Raw genomic sequence first — 25,634 nt, forward strand, 5'->3', positions numbered from 1 at the left:
ATCGGCTTACTTGCCGGTCAGAGCGTCCTTGACGTTCTTGGCCGGGGAGTAGCTGAGCTTCTTGGAAGCAGCGATCTCGATCGTCTCACCCGTCTTCGGGTTGCGGCCCTGACGTGCTGCGGTCGAACGGACCTGGAACTTGCCGAAGCCCGGAATGGAAACTTCGTCGCCCTTGGTGGCGGCGTCGATGATGCTGGCCCAGACCGTGTCGAGGGCGGTCTTGGCGTCGGCCTTGGTGCCACCGGTTGCGGCGGCGATGCGGTCGATCAGATCAGTGGATTTCATTGTGATCCTCTTGCGTTTGGAATGGCCGTGGAGCCTTAGGCGCAGTTCGAAGCGAGAACAAGGCAGGAAATGCAATATTCCTGATTGTTCTCTGCTGTCGAATCTCTCAATCATACAAGAGTTTCGGGAAATGGCGAAGGGGCCGCCCCCTCTCATTCATCTGCTTTCCACTTTTTGAAGGGGGCTTCATGCGTCAGTCGATACGGTTCTATCTGGGGGAGCGCCTTGTCAGTCTGGACAATGTTGCCCCTGACCAGACCCTGCTTGACTGGCTGCGTCACGAAGGCCGCACAGGCACGAAAGAAGGATGCAACGAAGGTGATTGTGGCGCCTGCACGGTCGTAGTCGCGCGGCTGCGCGGAGATCGCGTGGTCTTGAAGGCTGTAAATGCCTGCATCCAGCTTCTGCCGATGCTCGATGGCGCTGCCTTGTTCACCATTGAGGATGTCGGCAGCGCCGGGGCGCTTCACCCCGTTCAGGAGGCGATGGTCACTCTCAACGGCGCGCAATGCGGCTTCTGCACGCCGGGTTTTGTGATGTCGATGGTCGCCTATCGCAATGCGGATGAGCGCTCGGACGATGACGCGGCGATTGATTCGGCCCTTTCGGGTAATCTCTGCCGTTGCACCGGCTATGCGCCCATCGTGCGCGCCATGAAGCAGGCCCTTGCCGCTCCGGACAGCCCCTTTGAAACGGCGCTTTCAGCGCTGGGCGCAAAGCTTGAAGCGTTGCAGGACGGCGAGGATGTCGCGATTGAGACCTCGCATGGCGCGATCTTCCTGCCTGCCAGCGCGGCCTCGCTGGCACGCTATCTGCAGGAGCATCCCGATACACTGATTGTGGCAGGGGCCACCGATGTGGGGCTCTGGGTTACCAAAGCCATGCGCGCCCTGCCGCGCGTGGCCTTCATCGGGCAATGTCCCAATCTGATGCGGCTCGAGCGCGATGATGAGGGGCTCCATATCGGGGCAGCGGTCACCTACGATGCTGCACGTGAAGCATTGGCTGCGCTGCTGCCTGATTTTGGCGCGCTGGTCGGGCGCATCGGCTCGACACCCATACGCAACAGCGCGACGCTCTGTGGCAACATCGCCAACGGCTCGCCCATCGGTGACGGACCTCCGGCACTGATAGCCGCAGGGGCGATGCTTCACCTGCGCCGTGGGGCGGAAAAACGTGTAATTCCCCTTGAGCGGTATTTTCTGGCCTATGGCAAGCAGGACCGGCAGGCAGGCGAGTTCGTGGAAGCTGTTACCATTCCACCGCTCGCCGAGGGGATATTCTATCGCAGCTACAAGATCTCGAAACGCTTCGATCAGGATATCTCGGCCGTGCTCGCTGCCTTTGCACTGCGTGTCGACGACGAGGGGATCGTGCAGGAGGCACGTCTGGCGTTTGGTGGCATGGCGGCAACGCCGTGTCGGGCCGTGCGTGCCGAGGGGGTCCTGATCGGTGCGAAGTGGCATGAGGCCACGCTCGAGGCCGCACGTCTGGCGCTGGCCGAAGATTTCACCCCGCTGAACGATATGCGCGCGAGTGCCTGGTATCGTCAGACCGTCGCGGCCAATTTGCTGACGCGCTTTTTCGAGGAAAGCCAGGGTGAGACCATGCGCCTCGCCAAGGCCGGAGGGCTCGCTCATGTCTGATACCATTGCATCGCCCGTTGCGCCGGATGGTCTGTCGCCCTCCGCTTCGGCAGAGCCGACCCGCAACATGAAGCATGAAAGTGCCGTACTGCATGTCACCGGACGGGCGCTCTACATTGACGATCTGCCAGAGCCCAAGGGGCTTTTGCATGTGGTGCCGGGGCTGAGCGAAAAGGCGCATGCGCGCATCGTCTCGATCGATCTTGCGGCTGTACGTGCCCTGCCGGGTGTGGTGCGCGTGCTGACCGCACAGGATATTCCCGGCGAGAACCAGACCAGCCCTGTTCATGCCAATGACGAGCCGCTTCTGGCACAGGATCTGGTGCAGCATGTCGGCCAGCCGATCTTTGCGGTGGTCGCAACAGAGCGCGCTATCGCCAGACGGGCGGTGAAGCTGGCGCGTATCGTTTATGAGGAACTGCCTGCCATTCTCGATATCGACAGCGCGAAGGCCAATGGCAGTGCCGTGGTCTGGCGCCCGCTCACCACGGCGCGTGGCGATGTGGAGCCCGCGCTTGCGAAGGCGCCAAGGCGGCTCCAGGGCACGCTCACCATCGGCGGTCAGGAGCATTTCTATCTCGAGGGACAGGTAGCGCTGGCTCAGCCCGGCGAAGCAGGCGAGATGCGTCTGTGGTCTTCCACGCAGCATCCTTCCGAAACGCAGCACCTCGTGGCCAGTGTGCTGGGCCTGCCCCATCACCTTGTGACAACCGAAATCAGGCGTATGGGGGGTGGATTTGGCGGCAAGGAGTCACAGGCCAATGGATGTGCCTGTCTTGCAGCGCTCGCGGCCTCACTGACAGGGCAGGCCGCCAAGATGCGCCTTGATCGCGATGACGACATGGTCATCACCGGCAAGCGCCACGACTTCAAGGTGGCCTATGATGTCGGCTTTACCGATCAGGGCGATATTCTGGCTGTTGACATGGAACTAGCGGCTCGATGCGGCTGGTCGGCCGATCTCTCCGGGCCTGTGACCGATCGCGCGCTTTTTCATGCCGATAACGCCTATTTCTATCCCGATGTGCGGTTTCGCTCCTTGGCCCTGAAGACCAATACGCAGTCCAACACGGCGTTTCGCGGGTTTGGTGGGCCTCAGGGTATCATTGCCGCCGAGCGCCTCATCGAGGAAATTGCCCATGCCACGGGTATGGACCCGCTGGATGTGCGTCTGCGCAATGTCTATGGCACGGGCGAACGCGATGTGACGCCCTATCACATGGTGGTCGAGGATTCGATCACCGATCTGGTCATGACACAGCTTGCCGAGCGCTGCGATTATCGCAGGCGCCGTCAGGCTCTACGGGATTTCAACAGCACGAGCCGGACCCTGCGCAAGGGCATTGCTCTTGTGCCCGTCAAATTCGGCATTTCCTTTACGGCCACCCATTACAATCAGGCCGGGGCGCTGGTGCATGTCTATACCGATGGTTCCGTGCAGGTGAATCATGGCGGCACGGAAATGGGGCAGGGGCTGCACACCAAGATGGTACAGATCGTGCGGCACGAATTTGCCCTGCCTGCCGAGAGTGTCCGCATTACCGCAACTACAACGGGCAAGGTGCCCAATACCTCTGCCACGGCTGCCTCTTCGGGGGCCGATCTGAACGGCATGGCGGTGCTCGATGCTGTCAGCCAGATCAAGGGGCGTATGGTCGCCTTTGCTGCAGAGAAATGGCAGGTCCCGCCGGAGCAGATCGCTTTCACGCAGGAAGGCGTACGCATTGGTGATGAGATCGTCTCCTTCCGCGATCTCGTCTGGCAGGTCTATTTTGCCCGTATCTCGCTCTCGGCCAGCGGGTTCTACAAGACACCGAAGATTTCGTGGGATGCGGCAACAGGTAGGGGGCGGCCCTTCTATTATTTCGCCTATGGCGCAGCCTGCGCTGAGGTGACGCTCGATCTGCTGACCGGTGAGAATACGATCGATCGCGTCGATATTCTTCACGATGCGGGAGAGTCGCTCAATCCGGCAATCGATATCGGGCAGATCGAGGGTGCCTTCGTTCAGGGCGCTGGCTGGCTGACGACAGAAGAGCTGGTCTGGGACGGTCAGGGTCGTCTGCGTACCCACGCCCCAAGCACGTATAAAATTCCCGCATGCTCGGATCGGCCGCGCATTTTCAACGTTACATTGCTTGAAGATGCCCCCAATCGCGAGGCAACGATCTATCGCTCGAAAGCCGTAGGTGAGCCCCCGCTCTGTCATGGCGTGGCCGTGCTTCATGCGCTGTCTGATGCCATTGCGAGCCTTGACGCCTATCGTTCCTGCCCGTCGCTCGATGCCCCGGCGACGCCTGAGACATTGCTTCGAACGATCATGCGTGTGCAGGAGCGCGCGCGGCGTAGTGATGGAGCCTCCGTCTGATCGATTTCGATCTTATTCGCAGTTGGCAGCGCCAGGCTGTGGCTGTGCTTCGCGTGGTGGTGGCCGATGCAAAAGGCTCGACCCCGCGCGAGCAGGGCGCCTTCATGCTCGTCACCGAGACAGCCCAGACCGGTACGATTGGCGGAGGTCAGCTCGAATGGGATTCGCTGGCGCGGGCGCGCCAGATCCTGCGTGGCGAAGCCGGGCGGGAGGAGAGCCGTTTCGTTCTGGGGCCGCAGGCCAATCAATGCTGTGGCGGTGTGGTGGTTATCCGCTACGAGCCGATTTTCGATCTCGATGCCGAGCTGCGTGCGATCAGGGCGCATCGCCTGTCCTGGCCGGTTCTGGCGGTGTTCGGCGCCGGCCATGTCGGGCGTGCGCTCATTCAGGCGGCATCGCTCCTTCCACTATCCCTGCGCTGGATCGACCCTCGGGCAGATGAGTTCGGCGCGGTGCCCGAAGGGGTGAGGGTCTGCGTTACCGATGATTGGGAGCGCGAAATCGCCGGTCTGAAGCCCGGGGACGGGGCGCTGGTCATGACCCCCAGCCATACGCTTGATGCGTTGATCGTGGCCGCAGCCCTCGAGCGGGGGGATCTGGCCTATGTCGGGTTGATCGGTTCCCGAAGCAAACGGCGGCGCTTTGAGGCGGGTTTTCGGGATGTCGGGCTCAGCCAGGCGCAGATCGATACGCTGGTTTGCCCCATCGGGGCGCAGGGGCTGCGTGACAAGCGCCCCCAGATCATTGCCGCTTTCGTCGCAGCAGAACTCGCTGCACGGTTGGTCTCTCGGTCCGATTAGGGCAAGGTGAGGGGCGGTCAGAGGGCAGTCGCATTTCTGCGGCAGCACTCCGGCGGCGCAAGGAGGAATTGAATGACCGGACCCGGGCCGATACGCGGTATCCTGTTCGATATGGATGGTGTGCTGCTCGATAGTGAGTCGCTCTCGCTCGAGGCGTTTGTCATGGCGGCGCGTGATCTGGGCCATGACATGCCTCTCGCGTTTGCCCGCCAGATGATTGGCCTGCCCGGCGATGCCTGCGCGCGTCTCGTGGTCGAAACCTACGGGCCTGAGGTCGATCTTGAGGCACTCTTTCGTGCACAGGACAAACGCCTGCATGATCTCGTTGAGGCGGGCGGGCTGATCCTGAAGCAGGGCGTTGAGCCGCTTCTCGACTATCTCGATGCGCGCAAATTGCCGCGCGCCATCGCCACCTCATCCAGCCGGCTGCGCACGGAGACCCATCTGCGCCATGTCGGCATCTATGAGCGCTTTGATGCGATCATCACACGGGACGACGTGACACGTGGCAAGCCCGACCCCGAACCCTATCTGCGCGCTGCTGCCGCGATCGGTATAGAGCCTGCCTATTGTCTGGCGATCGAAGATTCCCATAACGGCGCCCGTGCCGCGCATGCTGCCGGTATCAGGGTGATCGTCGTGCCTGATCTCATGGCACCGAATGAGGAAATCATTTCCAAGGCGCATGCGATCATGGACAATCTGCATGAAGTCCGCGACTTCATTGAGTGCGCCGATAGCGCAGCCTGACTTGCCGGAGGGCTGGTTTTGCGCGGTTGCCCTTGGAAACAGGGGCAGCAAGAGCGCTCCACACCGACCTGTCATTTCGTGTCGTCTTGTCAGCAGCCCGCTGGATAATCGACTGCCTTTTGGAACGCCCGGCGTGATCCGTGGCTTTCGGAAGGCCTAGTGGCAGCCGCCGCCCTTGCAGCCGTCACAGCCAGCACAGCCCTTCTTGGGGGCTCCGCCGGGCGCGGTCTGCCGGGCAATGCCGAGTTGGGCCTTGAGGCGCGCCGCGTGAACAGGGAAAAGCCTGTTCAGCCAGAAAAGCAGGGCAACCACGACGAGGGCAATGACAATAAGGCTCTGGATCATGAGGGGGCTCCTGTGAGGGCGCGTGTCACATGATAGGTAAGCAGCGCGGCCATGTAAGCAAGGCCGAACAGATAGGCGGCGGCGCCCAGAACGACCTTGAGCGAGCGCGTTTCGCGGCGCATGACCGCCAGGGTCGAGATGCATTGCGGCGCATAGACATACCAGGCCAGCAGGGAAAACGCGGTGGCCATGCTCCAGTGGGCGCTGAGCAGAGGCATGAGCTGGCTGGCTGCGGTGTCGTCATTGGCGCCTAGCGCGTAAACGGTGGCGAGCGCACTGACCGCGACTTCGCGTGCGGCGAGGCCAGGAATCAGTGAAACGCAGATCTGCCAGTTGAAGCCGATAGGGGCGAAGACCGGCAGCATCCAGTGGCCGATCATGCCCGCAAGGCTGTAATCGATGGCGGCCCCTGTGGCATTGGCCGGTGGCGAGGGGAAGCTCGAGAGCGCCCAGAGCAGCACATTCAGCGAGACGATGATGGTGCCGACACGCGACAGAAACATCACTGCGCGCTGCCACAGCCCGAGCGCTACGCTCTTGAGATTCGGCGTGCGATAGGGGGGGAGTTCCAGCATCAGGGGATGCTCTTCTGACTCCACACCGCGCGTCATGAGGCGCGCCGCAATGATGCCGCTCACGATGGCCACGAAATAGAGACCGAATAGCACCAGTCCCTGCAGCCCCAGAAAGCCCAGCACAGTGCGGTGCGGCACAAAGGCCGCGATCAGAAGCGTATAGACAGGCAACCGCGCCGAGCAGGTCATGAGCGGCGCGATCAGGATCGTGACCAGACGGTCGCGCGGGTTCTGGATGGTGCGCGCCGCCATGATGCCGGGAATGGCACAGGCAAAGCTCGATAGCAGCGGGATGAAGGAGCGCCCGCTCAACCCGGCCAACGCCATGATCCTGTCAAGCAGAAAGGCTGCGCGTGGCAGATAACCGGTTTCCTCAAGGGTCAGGATCCAGAGGAACAGGATCAGGATTTGAGGCAGGAAGACGATCACCGTGCCTGCGCCCGCAATCACCCCATCTGCCAGCAGGCTGCGCAGCAGCCCCTCAGGCAGAGGCGAGACGAGCATCTGACCAAGAGAGGTGATCCCCGCTTCGAGCGCATCCATGATCGGCTGTGCCCAGGCGAAAACCGTCTGGAACATGAAGAACAGCACGACCAGAAGAATGATCGGCCCCCATACCGGGTGCAGAAACCACCGATCGAGCTTGTCGGCCATTCTGTCGCTCTTGAGCGACGATTCATTGGTAAAGCGTGCAATCAGCGACCCGACCAGAGCGTGCAGATCCACGCCCTCCGGCAAGGCCGGGGGAAGTGGGAATTCGGGCTTTTCGAGCGCTTCGAGCAGATGAGTCACGCCGCTCTTGCGCAGGCTGATGGTCGGTATGATCGGCACACCAATAGCGGCGGCAAGGCCGGGTACGTCGATCTTGAGGCCAATACGGGCGGCCTCGTCCATCATGTTGAGCACGACCAGCATGGGGCGGCCGAGCTGCACCAGTTCTAGCAGGAAGCGCAGATGCAGGCGCAGATTGCTGGCCGAGACGACACAGATGATCAGATCGGGCTGTTTCTCGACCGCATGGCGCCCCATGCAGACATCGCGCGTGACATCTTCATCGGGGCTGGTGGCGCTCAGGCTATAGGCACCCGGCAGATCGAGCAGCCGAACCGCTCGGCCTTGTGGGGTGGTGAACCGCCCTTCCTTGCGCTCGACAGTCACGCCCGCATAGTTTGCGACCTTCTGTCTGCTGCCGGTCAGCTGGTTGAATAGCGAGGTCTTGCCGCAGTTCGGATTGCCGACAAGCGCAGCCCTCAAAGGCCTTGTAACCGATTCCGGCGGGGTGATCGCATTCATCAGACGTCAGAGATCGTGTTCGAGCGTGATACGCGAGGCTTCACCACGGCGCAGGGCAAAGCAGGTGGACCCCAGACGGACAGCTATCGGATCATGGCCGACCGGGCCTGTCGCCACGATTTCGACCGGCGCACCGGGAATGAAGCCAAGCTCGCCGAGACGCGTCGCAATCGGATCATCTTTCATGCGCGCGACAACCTGGCTGATGATCGCGTGAGCCCCTTTAGGCAAGGTGTCGAGTGTCATGGGTAGGCCCACCTGAGCAAGATCATGGCGTTCCATGAGAACGCTTCTCACTTGCCAAGATAGGCCTTCACGAATTCTTAGGGAAGAGGGACGGGTATGAAACCTCGCCAAGGTCGTTTCATGTCATAGGCTTTTGTGCGGACCGGCGTTGTGCACATCGCTCTGAGCGATCTCGATGGCAGCGGCGATGGCCGACCGTGCCTGAGGGCTGTTCGACCAGCAGGTGGCGCCGAGCTTCGCTGCGGTCCGGTAGCATAATGCCTGTGCTGTTTGGTTTGCTAGATCAGCGAGGCAATGGATGCCGTTCTCTTCGATCCGCTGCAAGACGGTGGGGCCGCTCCCTTGCCAGCAAGAAGGAGTTGGCGTTCGCTTTCGGGAAAAGGCATGGCAGCGGAGCTCCTCTCGCTTAACAAAATACGATTGCTCTTCAGAGGCGTTAATCTTGCTGATCTTGTCGAGGGATCATTCTCAACGCTGTATTCCTTATCTGCCTGATATGAACACTCAATTTGGTTGAGGGGCAGTCCATAACTTTATCCTATGATGTGACGTAATTTTTCTAAATCGCTTCATTCTGTTTGAATTAACGAAAATTATTTTTTGTAATCGATCTATAACGCGGTTGTGATTTTGCCTATGTTGAGGTGCGGGAATAGGTAATCGACCCCCGTCTGTTAACCATTCGGCTGAATTTCCTGCAAAATAATGACCTCAATAGAGGGCGGTGTCTTGTCTGATAACGTATCGAATACATCCCATGATGTGCTGATCATAGGAGCTGGCCTGGCTGGTCTCACCTTGGCGCGGCAATTGCTGATGGCAGATCCGGGCCTCGATATCTGCATCGTGCATAATCGCAGATTTCCCAATCCCGAGCGTATTCACAAGGTTGGTGAGTCAACGGTCGAGATCGGCGCGTTTTATCTTGCCGAGACGATTGGCTGTGCGCAGCATTTGCAGGACCATCACATACGCAAGATGGGGCTTCGGATCATCCAGACTGAAGGCGTTGCCGAAGACGATCCCTATCGCGAACTGGGTCTGAGCTTCTATCCCCGGCACGCCACTTATCAGATCGATCGGGGCAAGCTCGAAAATTACCTGCTCGGACTGATCAGGCCGTCGATCACGCTGCTCGAAAACAACCGGGTTCTCGATTTCGAGCGCAAGGACGGGGTCAACTCTGTGGCTGTCAGAGACCATGACGGCTGTGTCAAAAAGCGGAATGCCCGCTGGGTAGTCGATGCTTCCGGCCGTGGTCGCGTTCTGATGAAGAAGTTCGGACTGCAGAAGGATTCAGGCATCAATCATTCTTCTGTCTGGTTTCGTGTCGGTGGCAACGTCAACATCAACGAATTTCTGGCGTCGCGTGACCCTGCCAACTCGTTTCTCGACTCAAGCGAGAGATGGCACAGCACCACCCATCTCGTGGGGCGTGGTTACTGGGTGTGGATCATCCCGATAAACGAGGAAACAACCAGCATAGGGATCGTTTTCGACAATGCGGTGCATAAACTCTCTTCCATGAGTTCGCACCCGCTTGCCATGTCCTGGTTGCAGCAGCATGAACCGCGTCTTCAGTCCTATCTGGAGGCGAAAAATTTCGATGTGATCGATTTCGTCATGCTGCGGAATTACTCCTATCTTTCGGAACAGTATATCTCGGCTAATGGCTGGGCGCTCACGGGAGAAGCTGCCGGCTTTGTCGATCCGATGTATTCGAATGGAACGGATGTGATCGGTCTGGCCAATACAATGATCACAAACGCCATTACCAAGCCTACCGGGCCGCTTTTCATCAATCAGATGAATGGTCTGCTTGACGAGGCCTATGCGGGCTTTGCCGATACGCATCGCAACTCCTATGACGGTTTCGGCGATTGGAATTACATGTTCGTCAAAACGAACTGGGACACGACTTTCTATTTTCTGTTCATGTGTGTGCTTTTCATGAACGGGAAATTCGAGAATATAGCCTATATTGAGTCAATTCACGGTAAGATTACCGCGTTCTATGATCTTCATCACGAGGTTCTGGAATATCTGAAGCAGCCCGGATCAGTCTCGAAAGATTATGAGCTTGCGGATTTCATCAATCTTGCGGGCTCGATTCAGGAATATGCGAATGGTGCTATTATCGTCGAAGACAAAAGTGATGAAAATATTTCAGTTGTGCTCGATTATCATATGAAAATTCTGTTGGAACTGGCTGAGTCTATCATGGAGACAAAGACGTTCGACCGGAATTTCTATGAAATGAGAAAGCGTCTCATGACTGAAGAGTCCATGGCTCGCGCTGCAAGCATGGAGGCAGAGCTGAATTCCGTGTCCGTTTGAAAGCCATGATCGCCCCGCCTATATAGTGGGTTCAAACCGGCGGGGAGATCATGATGCGCCAGCTTATCGAACAGCGAATTCAGCAAGGTGGTGGCAAGGAGCCTGCGGATCTTGTCATACGCAATGTCGGGCTGTTCGATCTGGTTACAGGGGAAATCCTGCCGGGCGATATCGCTATCTGCGGTGATCGTATTGTTGGCACTCTGGATCGTTACGAAGGCAGGCGTGAGATAGACGGCACGGGCAAGATTGCCGTGCCCGGCTTTATTGACACGCATCTGCATGTCGAATCCTCTCTGATCACCCCGTTCGAGTTCGATCGCTGCGTTTTGCCGCATGGCGTGACCACCGCCATTTGCGACCCGCATGAGATGGCCAATGTGCTTGGCGGGCAAGCCTTCGATTATTTTCTGGACTGCGCCAGCCGCACGATCATGGATCTGCGGGTCAATCTGTCGAGCTGCGTGCCCGCGACGCCGGTCGAGACATCGGGTGCCATTCTCGATGCGGCGTCGCTCATCGCCTATCGCGATCATCCCAAGGTCATCGGTCTCGCCGAGTTCATGAATTTTCCGGGGGTGCTCTCCGGTCAGCCCGATTGTCTCGACAAGCTGGCAGCTTTCGCCGGGGAACATATCGACGGTCATGCGCCGTTGCTGCGTGGCAAGAAACTGAATGGCTATTTGTCTGCCGGTATCTCGACCGATCATGAGGCGACCGCCGCTGAAGAAGCGCTGGAAAAAATCCGCAAGGGCATGACGATCCTTATTCGTGAAGGATCTGTCTGCAAGGATCTCGAGGCACTTGCCCCTCTTTTGACGCCTGAGACCTCACAGTTTTTCGCTTTCTGCACAGATGATCGTAATCCGCTCGAAATTGCGCATGAAGGCCATATCGATTTTCTTATCCGTAAGGCGATCGGTCTTGGCGTGAAGCCATTGGCGGCCTATCGCGCGGCCTCGCTCTCGGCAGCACGGGCTTTCGGGCTGCGCGACCGTGGCCAGATCGCGCCGGGAATGCGCGCTGATATCGTTCTGCTGGATGATCTCGACACCTGTCAGGTCGCACAGGTCCTTTCCGCAGGGCGCTTAGTCGATGACGCTCTTTTTGACAGTCGCGATCTGGTCCCGCCCACCGGATACGGTTCTGTCAGACTGGCGGCGCCCATCACAGAGCAGGATTTCGTGGTGGAGGGTTCGGGCGAGCAGCGCGCAGTGATCGGTATCATCCCGGGGCAGATCATCACGGCTTTTAGACGTTTCGATCTGCCGAGCGTCGATGATCGGGTCTTGCCAGATGTGACGCAGGACGTTGCGAAGATCTGTGTCATTGCGCGCCATGGCAAGAACGCCAATATCGGACGCGGTTTCGTGCAGGGTTTTGGGTTGAAGGAAGGCGCACTGGCCTCTTCAGTCGGGCATGACAGCCATAATCTCTGCGTTGTCGGCATGAGTGATGCCGATATGGCACTGGCCGTGTCACGGTTGACTGAACTCGGGGGCGGTTTCGTGGCGGTCGATGGCGGTCGGGTGATTGCCGAACTCAGTCTGCCGATTGCAGGTCTGATGAGCGATCAGCCCTTCGAGACGGTACGCGACGATCTTGAATCCCTGCGCCGTGCGGTAGGCGGCATGGGCGGCACACTGGAAGAGCCATTCCTGCAGCTGGCTTTTCTGCCTCTGCCCGTCATCCCCCATCTCAAGATCACTGATCTTGGTCTGATTGATGTCGACAGCATGACCCTGGTCCCCTAGGTGCCTCATCCAGCCCCGGCCAGACCGGGGCTGGATGAGGGTCAGAAATTCGTCGTCAGCTGGCCACCCAGAATGGCGGCGTCCTTGAATGTGGTCGTGGCACCGGGGTGCTGCAGATACTGGAAGTCGAATTGCAGCGAGGTCGCGGGCAGGACATGCAGGCTGTAGAAGGCCTCGTAGACCTGCTCCCAGTTCTGCACGCCATACACATTGCCCCACTGGTTGGAAACGAAGGGCAGGCCGAGCGCTACGGAAGACTGTTGCTGAAGGCGGATCGAGCGGCTCATGTTCATATGCTGGAACATGATGCCGACTTCATCGAGCGGGCGATGCCAGGGGGAGCCACTTTGCAGCAGGCCGATCCATTCATGGTCGCGCATGGCAACGACATTGCCTTGCGCATAGCCCACGCCACCGATCACGATCAGACCGTCTGCAATGCCTTTGCCGCTTCTGACCAACATCTGGTCGAACATGAACCAGCTCGACCACATGCCGGATTCCTTGCGGGCGGCCAGCCCGCTGGCCTGATAGGACCCGCCATACCGGTCTTCATAGAGATTGGGATAGCGCGAATTGTCGTAATAGAAGCCGATCTTGTAGTGGCCGAGCAGCTTGTCCTTGCCAAAGGCTGGGTCCCAGCCGGTCTCGAATTGTGAGCTGAGTTTGCCCAGCCCGTCCTGAGCCAGTGCCCAGCCTGAAACGCCGCCATTGAAGGCATGCGGGCTGACAGCAAAAAGACCGCCCATGATATAGGTGCGCTCGGTCGGTCGCACGCGCAGCACTGCGCCGATATTGGCAGAAGGCCAGTCGCGGCCGCCAGGCGCATATTTGCCCGGCGCGAAATTGCCGCAGACGCTGACATTCATGAAATTACAGGCAAGCGCGTCAAAATCGAAAAACGTGCCCGTGGGGATGACACCGGCCGAGAGAATCACGCGGTCATTCAGAAAGGTCTTGTCGGCATACATCGAGACGAGATGCGCTACGACATTACCGCGCGAGCCGTAGATCTGCTCAGGATTGGAGACGTAATCGCCCAGTGTCGAACTGAAATTACGGCCATGACCGTTCACGACCAGAAGATGGGTCCAGAAGCCCTGAAAGCCTGCGAGCTTCTGCCAGTCGATGTCGAGTTCAGCAGCGACCTGACCCGCCAGCACGTTGTCGCGCGTGCGGCCGCCCGTCACATTGCCCATATATTCTTCGTTCAGTGCGATATTCAGAAAGATGCCGCGTTTCTGCATCCAACTTTGCGCACCGCCCCAATCGCCGAACAAATGCGGATTTCCATATAGGGAAGGGACCAGCGGGCCGATCGGCACCGCGCCCTGTCCTGCGATGGGGAAGCCGATGGCAGTGTATTGATCGGTGTCGAGCGTTCTGGCCGTTTCTGACTGTGCCCTGGCGATAGAGGGCATCTGCGTCGCTGCCAGCAGCGCCATCGTGAAAACGATGCTCAGGCCTCGTCCTGCCTTTGGTCGTCTTCTGGTAGAGCTCGCCGGAGAAGAGGCGTCGTCTTGGAGGGGCATCAGTTCGGGTTTGCTTGTCACGTTTCTCAATCCAAATAACCATCGGGCCAAATAATCATCGGGTCGACGCCTCTTCGGTAGATTTGCTGAAAGCGACGTCGATAATGGCGATGGCATTAACAGAAAGTCATGATGTGAGGACACGGATCGTGACTACAAAATTTCGTGTTATATTGTTATAAAGCGGTGGTTAGATTGAGCATAATGTAACGCAAATCAGGTGCGCGCGAAGGTTTTGCGTCCTCCCACCCAGGCTTCCTTGATGATGAGATCGCGGTCGAGCACGACCATGTCAGCCAGCTTGCCTGTCTCGATGAGGCCACGATCGGTGAGCCCCAGATAGGAAGCCGCGTTGCCGCTGACCAATCGGCTTGCCTCGTTGAGAGAGGCCCCATGAGTCACCGCATTGCGCAAAGCCTGATCGAGGTTCAGCACACTCCCTGCGAGCGAGCCGTTGGGCAGACGGACGACTCCCCCCTCGATCGTGACATCCTGTCCGCCCAGCGTGCTCGGGCCGTCAGGTTGACCCGCACCACGCATGGCATCGGTCACGAAAAGCAGACGGTTGCGCATGACACGCGAAGCAAGACGGAAACTGGCGGGGTGGACATGATGCGTGTCGAAAATCATTTCGGCATAGCTCGCGTCATGACACATCAGAGCCGTGACAGGGCCAGGTTTGCGACCTTCTATCGGAGACATGGCGTTGAAGAGATGCGTACCACCGGCGATACCCCCACAGGTGCAGATGGTGGCAATCGTGTCCATGGCTGTCTCGTAATCGGCGGTGGTGTGGCCGATGCTGATACGCACCCCGGCTTCTGCCAGACTCGCGATGGCTGTTCTGGCGTGCTCGAGTTCCGGGGCGAGGGTGACGACCCTTACGCAGCCAAGAGAGAGAACTTCCGAAACTTTCTCAGGCGAGGGGGCGATCGCAAAAGGGGGCTGGGCACCAAGCTTGTGAGGACTGACGAACGGCCCTTCGAGATGCGCGCCGTGAATGCGCGGCCCGTCGGGATCTGGGCTCTGCATGACCTCCGCAACGGCCTTCAGGGCGGCGATGACATCTTCCCACGGGCGGGTGATGGTGGTCGGCAGAATGGTCGTCGTCCCATGGCGCATATGATAATGCGCCAGACGCCTTATCGCTGCGGCACCATCCATCGTATCTGCGCCGTCACCTCCATGCACATGGCCATCGATAAAGCCCGGCAGAATGTAATCGTGCGGCGCGGCGCCTCCCGCTTCGATCTCCCGAATATGCGTGTCGAAGCGCACTGTGCCAGCAAGAAGGCGGTCAGCCAGAACGATCTGGCCTGTCAGTGTCTGTGTCATGAAATCAGTCCTGTTCGGTCAGTCCGACGCGGCCATAACGGCGTGAATAGGCCAGGATGACCAGATAGGCGGGAATGACGATCATGGCGAACATGCCCTGAAACCCGAAGACGGGTTTGAGCCACACATAGAACTGCGGCACGACCGCGCCGCCACTATAGGACATGACCATGACGGCAGAGGCCATGGCTGTCATGTGGCCAGCGCCGCGAATGGCAATGGGGAAGATGGTCGGCATGATCATGGCATTGGTAACGCCCAGCAGAGCCACGCAGAACACCGAGTGATACCCCTGGGTCAGAACGGCCAGAACCGTCAGAACGCAGCCCACCGCACAGGAAAGCTGCATATAGACTTCCTGTTTCATGAAGCGCGGTACGATAATGAACCCCATGATGTAACCCAGTAGCATGCCGGTCAGGGTGAGCGCGGTGAAGAATTTTGTTTCGTCCAGCGGCAGGCCGAAGCCTTGGCCATAGGTGCCGATGGCATCGCCTGCCATTACTTCTATGCCGACATACAGGAACATGGCGATAAAGCCGAAAACGAGATGCGGCTTGAAAAAGCGATGCTGTGACCCCTCGCCGGAAGAAATGACGGGTGCTTCGAGATTGGGCAGAGGCGCGAAGGCTACCACGATGGCGATCAGGACCAGTATGCCAGCCATGCCGAGATAGGGGGCATAAAGCGCCTGAACAAAATTATTGAGCAGCGCTTCGCGTACGGCCGGGTCGGTTGCCGATTGCGCCTTTTCGGCAACGGCACCGATATTGCGCATGACCAGAAGCCCCAGCACGATCGGTGCGAGAATGCCTGCGGCCTTGTTGCAGATGCCCATGATCGAGATGCGTTGGGCGGCACGTTCCGGCGGGCCAAGCAGGCTGACGAGCGGGTTGATGACGACCTGCATGAGAGAAATACCGGCGCCAAGAATCAGCAATCCTGTGAGGGCTCCGGGATAGATACGCCAGGCGACGAATTGTCCGAAGACAGCAACACCCAATGCCGAAACCAGAACAGACAGGGTGAGACCCGTTTTCAGCCCCAGCCGTTGCGCGATCAGAGAGGTCGGAATGGAAAAAAGGAAAAACGAAAAATAAAACGCAAGCGGAATGAAAAAGGCGCTGAATTCGCTGAGTGAGAAAGCGACGCGCACGAAGGAAATAAGCGGGCCGTTCAGCCAGGTGACAAAGCCCATGGCAAAGAAGATCAATGCAGAGACGGCCAGTGCGGAATAGCCGTAAGGACCGACCAATTTGTTCTGGGTACACGGGACCTTAAGCATGGTGAACACGTCCTCAGGCAAACGGGAGATTTATTTTAATAAATAAACTATGTGGATTATAGGTAAGACGCCCCGATCAGGCCAGCATCATTTCCAAGTTTCGCTTTCACAATAATCGGAGTGGCCGTTTTGCAGAGACATTTCTTGCGTACTGCCCGATCCAGTGCCTCGATGAGATCATCGACTGTGCTCAATCCGCCACCGGCGGGAACGCAGCTTGCACCTGTGACATTGATCATGATCGCCAGAGCATCGGAAAGAAGGTCGATATAGCCTTCCATCGTTCGTTGGCAGGATGGTTCGCCCGAAAGCCAGCCTGTCATGATCTCGCGACTGCTGCGGACCTCTTCGCAACGCCAGAAATGGAATTTTTCCAGTCCTCGTGCGCCGCCGATCGTATCGAGACAGCCTGACTGGCCGCATCCGCAGGCGAGATAGGGATAATCCCTGTCGCCCCTTCGCAGCAGGGGGCCATGCCCCCATTCGCCGGTAAGCCCCTGCCTTCCAACGATAAGTCTGCCGTTCTGCACAAGACCGCCCCCGACGCCTGTTCCGAGAATGATCCCGAACACGTTGTCATGGCCCATTCCTGCGCCTGCTCTGGCTTCAGCCAACGCAAAGCAATCGGCGTCATTGGCGATCCGTACCGTCATGCCGAGTTTCTGACTCAGAAGAGGGGCAAGAGCGATGCCGCTGATGCAGGGAATATTGGCTGCGTTGCACTCGGCAGTTTCAGGGTCCTGCAGGCCGGCGAGGGAGAGGTGGATTGCCTCGATACCGACCGGGGATTGGTGGACCATCTGTGAGAAGGCGTCGACAAAAAGCGTCAAATCATGCCCGGGCGTGGCAATCTGGCGGCGCTCAACGAGATTCAGGTCTGGGGTGACCCGGGCAATACGCATGTGAGAGCCGCCGATATCGGCGCAAAGGAGCGTTGGGGCGCGCGTGTTCATCAGCTTTGCCATTTAGTGCCTTCAGTATGTTTTTATTTTTTATTTTAGGTCGTTTAGCTGGGTTTTTAGGGGTGACTTAATCATTTCATAATCTTACCTGATCATATTATGGTCGCCAGATGTATTGGGCGATACAGCATTATAATTTTTCACTGTCGCTTATGGACAGATTAATGCGCGTGTCGCTACTATGAAATCTGACTCCTGAGCCAAGCAATGGTGGGCTGGTGTTGGTGCTGCTCTTCAGGAGCACGGGATGAGACCGTAAGGTGGGTTTATTTAATTTAGCAAATGAAATAATTTATGTTCTCTACAGGTCATCACCGTATACTGAGCGTGCTCAGCCGATCCGGTCCGCAGAGCCGTACCGATCTTGCTCGTATTCTCAACCTCAGCAAGGCCAGTGTCACGGCGTTGGTGAGGGAGTTGATCGAGCAGAATATTCTCGATGAGCGCGAGCGTGTGTTCGGTTTTGGGCGGCCAGCCGTCATGCTGGGCCTTCGGCAGGATGCCGCCAGTTTCATCGGTATTTCGTTGCAGGCTGATCCGGCGCATATCGTTCTGACCGATCCGCATGGCAAGGTTCACAGGCAGTTCACCATGCCTCTCGTCACCGATGTCGAGGCCTGTCTCGCGGCCATGGCGGGTGCCGTGCAGGATATTAGAGATGCCTATCCCGACACTATTGGGGCATTGGCCGGAATCGGCGTGGTGATTGCCGGAATCGTTTCGGGGAACAGTCAGATATGCCTGGCCTCAGCCACGCTGGGATGGACAGATGTCGATATCGGCCCGCGTCTTGCCGAGATGACAGGCTTGCCGGTTTTCGTCGAGAATGATGCCAATGCTCTGATCATTGGTGAGCAGCTTTTCGGCAATTCCGGAGAACTGGACGATTTCAGCCTCGTCTTCGTCAGCGAGGGTATTGGGGGCGCCCATATCATCAACCGGCATTTGCATCGGGGTCATCACGGCGGAGCGGGCGAAATCTCCCATTCTCCGATCGCGATTGATCTTGAGGCCCTCCCGTGTCGATGCGGCAATCGTGGCTGTCTTGAAACCGTTGCTGCCCTGCCTGCCATATTGGGGGCTGCGCGCCGCTCAGGGCTGCCGGGCGATATCGGGCAGATTGTCGAGCTTGCAACCGAGGGGCAACCCGAGGCGCTGGCTATTTTGCACCGCGCTGGCACAGCGCTGGGTGTCTCTCTTTCCCAGGTCATCCAGTTCATAGACCCGTTGCGCATTGTCGTGAGGCTTGACCCGCATCTTGTCGAGAGCGTGTTTGCGAGGGCGTTGAAGCAGGCTGTTGAGGCGCATGTGCTGCGTCGTGAAAGCTATCAGACCGAACTTGTTCTCGGGCCGCTCTATCCGAACGATTTCGCGACAGGTGCGGCAAGTCTGGCGGCGCAGCATTTTCTGTTCGGCAATACCAGTCTCTGAAACGAGGCGCGTCATGAGTGCTGCCGATACGCGCGATGACATCAGTCTGGAAATCTGCGTCGATGACGCGCAGGGGCTCTTTGCGGCCCAACTCGATTGTGTGTCGCGTATAGAATTATGCGGGGCTCTGGATCTGGGCGGTCTGACGCCGACACCGGGGCTGATCGCCCTGGCCCGACAATCGCAAGTTCCTGTTTTTGCTATGGTCAGGCCTCGCTCCGGGCATTTTGTCTTTTCCTCCGATGAGGAAGCGCAGATGCTCGGCGATATCGCGGCCATACGCGAGGCGGGTCTTGCCGGTGTCGTGCTGGGGGCGGCCTTGTCTGATTCACGGCTCGATATGGCGATGCTGGCACGCTTGTCTGAGGCATGCGGTCCTCTGCGCCGTCAGTTGCATCGTGTTTTCGATCTCGTGCCCGATCCTTTCGAAGCACTCGATCAGGCGATCGCGCTGGGTTTTGAGCGTATCCTGACCTCTGGCCTGACGCCAAGGGCGCCCGATGGCGCTGACATGTTGCGGCAATTGCGCGAACGAGCGGCCGGTCGCATCGATATCATGGCGGGTGGCTTTGTTCGTGCTGATAAAGTTACTACACTTTCTAAAATATCCGGGGTGAAATCCTTCCACGCCTCTTGTCGTCAGAAAACAGCAGTGCAGGATGAACGTCTGCTTCAATTCGGATTCGCGGCGGATCATGCCGTGACGTGCCCGGTGGAGATCGTGCGGCTGTACCAGGCAGCCTGCGCGGCACAGCACGGCTAACCGTTTCAGGAAAAGAAGGTTGAACGCCATGGTCCTTTCCCGCCTGTCAGTTTGTTCCGGTTTGGCATTGAGTGCGTTATTGCTCTCCTGCGCTGCGACCGACAGGGCGCACGCCGCCCCCCTGACGCCTGTTTTCATGCCAGAACCGGCGCAGGCTTCGTTGAACGGGCAGGCTATTGCCCTGTCTGCGCTGCCAGAGGTGGTGTGGACGCACGCGCCTTCGCCCCTGCTCAAACGCGCGATGGCCCGTTTCGAGTCAAGGTTGAGCCAGCTAGGCATCGCGTCGGGGAAAGGGGGCGCCAAATCCGGCGTTCTGCTCAAAATTACGGTGGGAAAAGACCCTGCGTATCTCTCACTCGATGCTCGCGAGGGATATACGCTCGATGTGTCGTCGAAAGAGATCGTACTCAACGCAGATGGTCCTGCCGGGGTAATACATGGCTTCGCCACGATCTTGCAGATGATCGACACACATGGCGCTGTGCCGGTTCTGTCGCAGGGGCATATTGTCGATGCGCCGCGCTTCAAGTGGCGTGGGCTGATGATGGATGTTTCGCGCCATTTCCAGTCGCTCGATACGCTCAAGCGCCAGCTCGATGCGATGGAACTGACCAAGCTCAATGTGATGCACTGGCATCTGAGCGACGGCACGGGTTTTCGCGTGGAGAGCAAGCGCTTGCCGCTTCTGCAGCAACTTGGCGGGCACAGCAGATATTACACGCAGGAACAGGTAAAAGAGCTCATTGCCTATGCAGCCGATCGCGGCATACGCATCGTGCCCGAATTTGATGTGCCCGGTCATACCCTGGCTATTCTCACGGCCTATCCCGATCTGGCGGCACAGCATCCTGTGCCAACGGTTCAGGACTGGCAGCAGGATTGCAGGGTCGCCTCGAGCAATGACGAGGTGACGACCCATTGCACGAAACATCCCGATCTCAACATGGCGGCCATGGACCCCACCAGCGACAAGGTGCTGGGTTTTGCCCGAACGCTGTTCGGTGAAATGGCCGCGCTTTTCCCTGATCGCTATTTCCACACCGGCGGCGATGAAGTTGTGGCAGGGCAGTGGAACGATAATCCGCAGATTGCCGCCTATATGAAAGCCCATGGTTTCGCCGATGCCCCCGCGCTTCAGGCGGCCTTCACGGCGGAGATCGAGAAGATCCTGAGTGCCGATGGCAAGATCATGATGGGATGGGACGAGGTCAGTGAGGCGCCCATCCCGAAAAATGTCGTGGTCGAGGCCTGGCGTGGCTCGAAATGGGTCGGAACGGCAACCAGGCTCGGTCATCCGGTTGTGGTGTCCTCGGGCTATTATCTCGATCTGTTGACGCCTTCATCGACGCATTATGCCGTCGATCCTTATGACACGCGCGCTGATGGTCTGGCGTTCAGGGCGCCAGCGAAGAATGAAAAGCCGCTGCATGAAGCGTTCATGCGCGATCCGAATGCGCCGCCTCTCGACGAGGCGCAGAAAAAACTCGTGCTGGGTGGCGAGGCGCCGCTCTGGACCGAAATCGTCTCGGATGAAATGGTCGATGAGCGGCTCTGGCCGCGTTCGGCTGCCATTGCAGAGCGGTTCTGGTCGCCTCAGTCAGATACTGACAAGGATGCACTCAACCGACGCCTGCCCGAGGTGCTGAACACGCTCGAGCATTTCGGTCTTGAGGCATCTGACCATCAGGCGCGCATGATCGCGCGTCTGACGCCGCAGAACATTGTGCCTCTGACCCAGCTTGTCGCCCTGACCGTGCCTGTGCGCAATTATGCCATCAATCGACTGGCGGATCGTAAGGGCGAGGCCATACTCCTTTCGCCAGCCGCCATCGCGTCTGCCGATAGTTTCGAAGGCAATGCGTTCAATGCGCTGGCGGCGCGCTATGCAGGGGGTGATCGCAGTGTCGTCGCGTCACTGCAGGAAAAACTGGCGCGTTATGAAGCCAATGATATCGCGTTCCAGGCACTGCCGGGCCCCGATTGCGTGAATGAAGCCAAGCCCGTGTCGAGCCAGATCGCGGCTCTGTCGAAGCTGGGTCTCGAGGCCCTGCAGCCAGGTGAAAAGAGCCGTGCATGGCATGATCATGCCAATGCGCTTCTGGCAGAGCAGGACAAGGCCTACGCGGCGAGTGCCGATCATGAGGCATCGAGCCTTCAGCCCCAGCCACCAAGCGGACTGCTTATCGCGATTGTGCCCGGCATCCGTTCACTGGTCTCCGCAGCGAAATGACGGTCGTTCATCGGGGAGTAATTGCTCCCCGATGAGGCTTGTCTCCGCAGGTCAGATAAGAATTTGGCCGTCTTCGGCGTTAGTTCTTTTGGAAAAGCGCCTGTTTGCGTGTCTCGGCACTGAGTGCTGAAGCGCTCTCTTCATCGAGAATGACCGTGCATTGCGTGTGCAGGCGGATCGCCGAGGCGCTGACCTGCGGCCCGACCGGGCCTTCCAGCGCCTTGGCGATGATGGCGGCTTTCGATTGCCCGAGGGCCAGAAGCAGTAACTGGCGGGCTTCCAGAATGGTGCCGACACCCATGGTGAGGGCGCGTGTCGGTACAGCGTCGGGATTGCCTCCGAACATCGCTGCATTCTGGATGCGTGTCTTCTGGTTGAGTGTGACGCAGCGTGTGCGGCTGTCAAAGGGCGAGGGGGGCTCGTTGAAACCGATATGCCCTGTATCGCCAATACCTAGCAGTTGCAGATCGATGCCGCCACTGGCCCTGATGGACTCCTCATAGGCTATGCATTCGGCGTCGAGATCGGGGGCGTCTCCTGCGGGGAGATGGATGGCGTCGGGCCTGCTGTTTACATGGCTGAAAAGCAGGGCATTCATGTAATGATGATAGGAGCACGGGTCGGCTGCGCTCAGTCCGACATACTCATCCAGATTGAAGCTGGTCGTGGTCGAAAAATCGAGACTTTCTTCGCGATGCATTCCGCATAGGTCGCGATAAACCCCTTCCATCGTCCGCCCTGTCGCAAGGCCGAGCACGGGATTAGGGCGCTCTATCATCAGGCTGGCTATTTCATTCGCAGCGAATCGTGTGGCGGAATGCGGGTCTGGCATGATGAGGAGGCGCATGAAACAGCATGATCCTTCAAAAAGAGCGGTAGGAAACCGTCAGGGAATATGGGGCTCTGCCCTCCCTTTAAAAAGGCCCACTTAGTTTATCGAGACAAATTAAACCATAGGGCGTGTTCATCACGCAGAATCGTTGTTCAACATGATTTAAATCAGGAAATTTTCTAGATTTTCGAGAAAAATACTTAATTCCAACAATAAACAATTGCAGGGTAGAAATTTGCCGTCTAACGTTTTTCGATACAGTGGAACAATGCGGTAAAGAAACGAATTCTTTTGCGAGTTCCACGTCACTTCAAAATCAAGAGCCCAACCGGCGGGAGTTGACCATGCGGCATATGAGACGCGATCTACTTCTTTTTTGTTCCGTAATCGGAATAAATTATGCGATGGGAAATCTGTCGGCATTTGCGGCACCTGCGGCAGGCGAAGAGCACAAGCCTGTTTCATTCAGGCACAAATCCGGCAGTGCCACTGAAGGGTCGGTCCTGGGGGCGAACCCTCAGGCCGAGGAAATTTCCGTCAAGGCTGCGGGCCGACATGCCGATGGCACCAGCAACACCACGCCGGGTGGCGGTCTTATGCCAAAACAGACCGCGCCGCGCTCGCAAAGCGGTGTGACGCGTGATTTCATCGCCAAGCAGGCGCCAACGGGCAACATCTCTTCAATGATCGCCAATCTGCCGGGCGTCGTTTATGCCAATCAGAGCCCTCTTGCGACGGCGGGCGATAACATCACCATGCGCGGTATGAACCAGAGCCAGATCGGCTATCTGTTCGAGGGCGCGCCTTTGGCCGACCCCATCAATTATGAACCTTATACGGCTATGCTGGTCGATACCGAAAATCTCGGTTCGGTCACGGTGTCTCAGGGATCACCCGATCTGAACGCGCCGACATTCAATGCTGTCGGCGGGCAGATCTCGGCAACAGCCATGAACCCGTCTCATAAATATGGGGGCTTCATCAATCTGATGGGCGGTAATAAAAGCGCCAACAAGGAATTTCTGCGTCTCGACACGGGCGATATCGGCAAAACGGGCATTCGCGGCTTCATGTCGTTTTCGCATCAATCCAATAATAACTGGCGTGGCCCCGGCGGGCTCAAGCGTTACCATGTCGATGCGAAATTCCTGAAGGAATGGGGTGATGGCAATTCGGTCACGGCCGTGTTCGGCTATAACCGTCAGGAGCAGACACCTTTCCGCTCGCCGACCGCTGCACAATGGAAGCAATGGGGTGAGGGGCTGAGCTATAGCGATCACTACACGCCCGGTGATGCCAATTATTACAAGCTGCAGCTAAGCAACCTGAACTCGCTCGACGTGGTGGTGCCGACGCATTTCACGCTGGCGCGCGGTCTCAAGCTCAGTGTCACTCCCTATTTCGTGCATCAATATGGTCCGGCTGTGGGCGGTGAGAATATTCCTGCATCGGGCGGCACCTTCGGCACACAGGTCTATGGCGATCTGAACCAGCCTTATGTCACCAATGGCAAGGTCACGACGGTGGCCGTTGACCCGTGGAACCAGAAAGTGGGCGCGGTCAATACGTCGCTCGACTGGACGTCGGGGCATAACACGTTGTCGGGCGGCTACTGGTATTCCTACGCCATGCATGAGGAGCATTCGACCTTTGCGACGGTCGATTTCTCGGGGAAAGCAGCCAATTCCTATGGCGCCTATGGCATCAGGGTGCCGGGAGGGGCGCTGCTGAGTGGCTATAATCTGAACTTCATGCAGCAGACGAATGCGCTCTATATCGCCGATACGCTCAAGCTGCTGAATGACAGGCTGACGCTCAGCGCGGGTTTCCGCACCGTTATGGTATCGCGTCAGGGCACGAATGACGTGCCGGGGGCAGACCCTTACAAGACGGTGCGCAATTATTTTGCGCCACTGCCTCAGGTGGCAATCAGTTATTCACTGACCTCCAAAGATCAGATCTATATCAATGGCACGACCTCGTTTCGCGCCCCTGCCTCGGTGCAGGCCTACAGCCAGATCTTTGACCCCAACTCGGTGGGTGCGACGTCCCAGCCGGGGAATTTGAAGGGAGAGTACGGCATTGGAGAGGAAATCGGCTATCGCCATAACGGCACACTGATTCATTTTCAGGTTTCGGCCTTCAATATGAACCTGACCAATCATCAGGTCAGCTCGACCTCTTATATTCCTGGCACCAATACGCTTGTCTCCATGCCGATCAATGTCGGTGGCGAGACCATACGCGGCATTCAGGGCGAGTTCGGTCTCAAGCCCTGGCATCATTTGAGCCCTTATGTCTCGGCGCAGTATCTGCATGCGACAACCGATAACAACCTTCCGGTCTCGGCTACCAATGCGGCCGGTCAGTCGGTTATCGATTATCTGCCTACGGCAGGAAAAACCATGGTGGCCACGCCTCATGTGACGGCGTCGGTCGGGCTCGCCTATGACGATAACAAGCGGTTTTTCGGCAATTTCAGCCTGCGTTATATCAGCTCGCAATTTTCAAGCTTCATGAATGACCAGCGCATGCCTGGTTATGTGCTGTCGGATATCACTCTGGGCTACAGACTGCCGCATGTGCCCCATCTGAATGGACCGAAGATCCAGCTCAATCTCGTGAATGTCGGCAATAATCTCTATCGCTCTGCGCCGGCGAGTTTTGTCACCAGCACCCAGTCGCGAACGGGAATCTACGGGAATACAACAAAGGCAGGATCGCCGATCTATCTCGTAGGCGGCAATTTTGCGGCACTGGTCTCACTCTCGACGGGATTTTGACACTGGTGTGAGTCCGGGTATCCCCTGCTTGACTCGATACGCGCGCCCGGAGAAGTTCCGGGCGCGTTTCAACGGTTTAAAG

20 protein-coding genes are annotated in these 25,634 nt (G+C 58.1%); 10 read left to right on the forward strand and 10 right to left on the reverse strand.

Annotated features, from left to right (window positions below; all coding sequences use genetic code 11):
• Positions 1-6: 6 nt before the first annotated feature.
• Entirely contained in the window at positions 7-285 is a 279-nt protein-coding gene (locus tag AAID99_RS00870) for an HU family DNA-binding protein (RefSeq protein ID WP_025840521.1), read from the reverse strand.
• Between the two features lie 188 nt (positions 286-473).
• Between AAID99_RS00870 and xdhA the strand changes: the two genes are divergently transcribed.
• From xdhA to AAID99_RS00890, 4 genes are all read left to right on the forward strand, one after another.
• Positions 474-1,931 carry a xanthine dehydrogenase small subunit gene (gene xdhA, locus AAID99_RS00875; RefSeq protein WP_188424717.1) on the forward strand — a complete coding sequence of 486 codons (1,458 nt, stop codon included), beginning with the start codon at positions 474-476 and terminating at the stop codon, positions 1,929-1,931.
• A gap of 67 nt (positions 1,932-1,998) precedes the next feature.
• Positions 1,999-4,299 (forward strand): xanthine dehydrogenase molybdopterin binding subunit, encoded by a 2,301-nt coding sequence (gene xdhB / locus AAID99_RS00880; RefSeq protein ID WP_498494224.1) that lies wholly within the window; start codon positions 1,999-2,001, stop codon positions 4,297-4,299.
• Positions 4,296-5,099, forward strand: coding sequence for a xanthine dehydrogenase accessory protein XdhC (gene xdhC / locus AAID99_RS00885; RefSeq protein WP_498494225.1), 804 nt, complete (start codon positions 4,296-4,298; stop codon positions 5,097-5,099). The genes xdhB and xdhC overlap by 4 nt, the downstream gene beginning before the upstream one ends.
• 72 nt (positions 5,100-5,171) lie before the next feature.
• Entirely contained in the window at positions 5,172-5,849 is a 678-nt protein-coding gene (locus AAID99_RS00890; protein WP_229719466.1) for an HAD family hydrolase, read from the forward strand.
• Positions 5,850-6,005: 156 nt separating this feature from the next.
• Here AAID99_RS00890 and AAID99_RS00895 read toward each other — a convergent pair whose 3' ends face one another.
• From AAID99_RS00895 to AAID99_RS00910, 4 genes are all read right to left on the reverse strand, one after another.
• Complete coding sequence (locus AAID99_RS00895; protein ID WP_188424721.1) at positions 6,006-6,194, reverse strand: hypothetical protein; 189 nt, start codon at positions 6,192-6,194, stop codon at positions 6,006-6,008.
• Positions 6,191-8,062 (reverse strand): ferrous iron transporter B, encoded by a 1,872-nt coding sequence (gene feoB, locus AAID99_RS00900; protein ID WP_498492795.1) that lies wholly within the window; start codon positions 8,060-8,062, stop codon positions 6,191-6,193. Before feoB ends, AAID99_RS00895 begins: the two co-directional genes overlap by 4 nt.
• Before the next feature lie 6 nt (positions 8,063-8,068).
• The gene (locus AAID99_RS00905; protein WP_229719467.1) at positions 8,069-8,344 is read right to left on the reverse strand and encodes a FeoA family protein; all 276 of its coding nucleotides are present in this window, start codon (positions 8,342-8,344) and stop codon (positions 8,069-8,071) included.
• 87 nt (positions 8,345-8,431) lie between these two features.
• Positions 8,432-8,632: a hypothetical protein gene (locus AAID99_RS00910; protein ID WP_498492797.1), complete on the reverse strand. Its 201-nt coding sequence runs from the start codon at positions 8,630-8,632 to the stop codon at positions 8,432-8,434.
• Between the two features lie 405 nt (positions 8,633-9,037).
• Here AAID99_RS00910 and AAID99_RS00915 point away from each other — a divergent pair, with 405 nt between their 5' ends.
• Both AAID99_RS00915 and ade read left to right on the forward strand, forming a co-directional pair.
• The gene (locus tag AAID99_RS00915) at positions 9,038-10,645 is read left to right on the forward strand and encodes an NAD(P)/FAD-dependent oxidoreductase (RefSeq protein ID WP_498492799.1); all 1,608 of its coding nucleotides are present in this window, start codon (positions 9,038-9,040) and stop codon (positions 10,643-10,645) included.
• A gap of 53 nt (positions 10,646-10,698) precedes the next feature.
• Positions 10,699-12,399, forward strand: coding sequence for an adenine deaminase (gene ade, locus AAID99_RS00920; protein ID WP_498494226.1), 1,701 nt, complete (start codon positions 10,699-10,701; stop codon positions 12,397-12,399).
• A 41-nt stretch (positions 12,400-12,440) separates the two neighbouring features.
• Here ade and AAID99_RS00925 read toward each other — a convergent pair whose 3' ends face one another.
• The 4 genes from AAID99_RS00925 to AAID99_RS00940 form a co-directional block, all read right to left on the reverse strand.
• Positions 12,441-13,844 (reverse strand): carbohydrate porin, encoded by a 1,404-nt coding sequence (locus tag AAID99_RS00925; protein WP_188425371.1) that lies wholly within the window; start codon positions 13,842-13,844, stop codon positions 12,441-12,443.
• A 303-nt stretch (positions 13,845-14,147) separates the two neighbouring features.
• A complete protein-coding gene (nagA, locus tag AAID99_RS00930) occupies positions 14,148-15,266 on the reverse strand; it encodes an N-acetylglucosamine-6-phosphate deacetylase (RefSeq protein WP_498492801.1) in 1,119 nt (372 codons plus the stop codon).
• A gap of 4 nt (positions 15,267-15,270) precedes the next feature.
• Positions 15,271-16,551 (reverse strand): glucose/galactose MFS transporter, encoded by a 1,281-nt coding sequence (gluP, locus tag AAID99_RS00935; protein WP_188424732.1) that lies wholly within the window; start codon positions 16,549-16,551, stop codon positions 15,271-15,273.
• A gap of 56 nt (positions 16,552-16,607) precedes the next feature.
• Positions 16,608-17,516, reverse strand: a complete 909-nt coding sequence (locus AAID99_RS00940; protein WP_188424735.1) for an ROK family protein — start codon at positions 17,514-17,516, stop codon at positions 16,608-16,610.
• Between the two features lie 291 nt (positions 17,517-17,807).
• On the opposite strand from AAID99_RS00940, the gene AAID99_RS00945 reads away from it, so the two are divergent.
• From AAID99_RS00945 to AAID99_RS00955, 3 genes are read left to right on the forward strand one after another with little or no spacing between them, the layout of a single operon-like run.
• The gene (locus tag AAID99_RS00945; RefSeq protein ID WP_188424737.1) at positions 17,808-18,944 is read left to right on the forward strand and encodes an ROK family transcriptional regulator; all 1,137 of its coding nucleotides are present in this window, start codon (positions 17,808-17,810) and stop codon (positions 18,942-18,944) included.
• Between the two features lie 13 nt (positions 18,945-18,957).
• Positions 18,958-19,707, forward strand: a complete 750-nt coding sequence (locus AAID99_RS00950; protein ID WP_498492804.1) for a copper homeostasis protein CutC — start codon at positions 18,958-18,960, stop codon at positions 19,705-19,707.
• A gap of 28 nt (positions 19,708-19,735) precedes the next feature.
• Positions 19,736-21,937, forward strand: coding sequence for a beta-N-acetylhexosaminidase (locus AAID99_RS00955; protein WP_498492806.1), 2,202 nt, complete (start codon positions 19,736-19,738; stop codon positions 21,935-21,937).
• Between the two features lie 79 nt (positions 21,938-22,016).
• Here the strand turns inward: AAID99_RS00955 and nagB are convergent, their stop codons facing one another.
• A complete protein-coding gene (gene nagB / locus AAID99_RS00960; RefSeq protein WP_498492808.1) occupies positions 22,017-22,784 on the reverse strand; it encodes a glucosamine-6-phosphate deaminase in 768 nt (255 codons plus the stop codon).
• Between the two features lie 389 nt (positions 22,785-23,173).
• Between nagB and AAID99_RS00965 the strand changes: the two genes are divergently transcribed.
• A complete protein-coding gene (locus AAID99_RS00965; protein WP_498492810.1) occupies positions 23,174-25,552 on the forward strand; it encodes a TonB-dependent receptor in 2,379 nt (792 codons plus the stop codon).
• Positions 25,553-25,634 lie beyond the last annotated feature (82 nt).

It is taken from the genome of Asaia sp. Ae19-3, from assembly GCF_059801175.1.